This is a genomic window from Marinilabilia salmonicolor JCM 21150 (assembly GCF_000259075.1).
GTDB lineage: Bacteria > Bacteroidota > Bacteroidia > Bacteroidales > Marinilabiliaceae > Marinilabilia > Marinilabilia salmonicolor.
The window spans coordinates 1-1,503 of record NZ_AJKI01000060.1 but is presented as its reverse complement, the minus strand read 5'-3'; the positions used below and the strand labels follow the sequence as shown (position 1 = coordinate 1,503).

The window sequence follows — 1,503 nt, the reverse complement described above, 5'->3', positions numbered from 1 at the left end:
TATTTTTTTCAAAGTCTTTCATATCCTGTTTGTTTTGTTGCAGCTGCTAGCTTGCCCATAACGTCCCGGCTATATGCGCCTGGGCGTGGCTTTCAGACCAGCTATGGATTTATCAGCTTGAACGCATGGTTTTGGGAAATACAAAACCCTCAATATGCTGTGGATGCCACGGCTGGCGTATAATAGCTTTGTTAGCCACTGGCCTTAGTATACATTTATTATCAAATGGTAAATTGTTTTAGTTCTAATTCTGTCAGAATGTTTAGTGATGTAATATTTGTACCCTGTATCTTGATATTCTTTCTCGTCAAAGGATTTTTTAATATAGTCCATTTCTTCTGTTCTAATCAAGTCAAGGTATTCCTTATCAATTCTCTTTTGTTTTAAATGATTAATCATCAGAATAAATCCAGAATTTTCAAAATCAGTTAGATAACCCATAATTTGTTTAGGTAGCATTTTCTTATCACGATTCCACCAACCTTTAAATTCGAGAACTTTTGTGCCCAATTGCATATCCTCAACTTTTAAATCTATACGACCATTTCCTTTTATCGGCTCGGCGCTCGCTGAAAAATATTTCCCTTTAATATAAGTTTTAAACCAATCTCGAAAAGGTTCTTCCTGGCGTTTGTTTGGTTGTTTTTTAATGATTCTTACTCCCTCACACTTATCATCTTGAACTTGCAATTCTTTAATTCCATTAATTAAAAATTCCGCAAAATCTTCCGTTTGTTTGTCTTCAATATAAAAGAAGTCTTCAAATTCAGGATATCTTTCAATTATCTGAATTATAGACTTAAACATAATACCTTCCTCAAAAGCAACTTTTTGTGGTTTTTTCAGTAATCTTTCTTTAGTGACGTTATTGATTTCTTTAGACCTTAATAATCCTTGTCCAAAAAATGAATAAAAGGAAACTGGTCTCATTCCAGCAATGCATGGCTTGCTATTCGAGTTCTTTCGCCCTATACACACAACCTTATTTTTCTCATTTTCTGGATATATACAACTCAAGGTGCTACAGAAAGGAACTTTTGAGATAATTATACTTGATGGCGTTGAAGAATCTATGGAATCAAAACCTTTTTCAAAATAGTTTGAATACTCAATCAAATATTCATAGTTCTCATCTTTACCTACAATCTTATCGTTGTATTTCAGCTTCTCAGTTTGTAATAATTCTTTAAATTCATCATATTCATCTTTCCAGCAATAGAACGATATTGGATGCTTTTCATATGTTACTGCTGCAATTTTATTTTGAAACTTTTCGAATTGTTTCTCAAAAAAATCAGAATAATCTACATGGTAGCTTAGCTTCGGATAAAAAACAGTCTCTATGTAATCTTTAAGTTTCATTATGCAGAATCTTCAATTGGCTTGTGGCTAACGTCCCGGCTATATGCGCCTGGGCGTGGTTTCAGACCAGCTGTGGATTTATCAGCTTGAACGCATGGTTTTGGGAAATACAAAACCCTCAATATGCTGTGGATGCCACGG

At 34.1% G+C, this 1,503-nt stretch carries 2 protein-coding genes; one reads left to right on the top strand and one right to left on the bottom strand.

The features are described from left to right. Nucleotides 1-183 (top strand): hypothetical protein (locus W7W_RS23950; RefSeq protein ID WP_238532146.1); only part of this gene is annotated, 183 nt, incomplete at its 5' end. A gap of 21 nt (nt 184-204) precedes the next feature. Here W7W_RS23950 and W7W_RS0120235 read toward each other — a convergent pair. Beyond that, on the bottom strand, nt 205-1,362 hold the full coding sequence (locus tag W7W_RS0120235; RefSeq protein ID WP_010665443.1) for a hypothetical protein: 1,158 nt from the start codon (nt 1,360-1,362) through the stop codon (nt 205-207). Between the last annotated feature and the right edge of the window lie 141 nt (nt 1,363-1,503).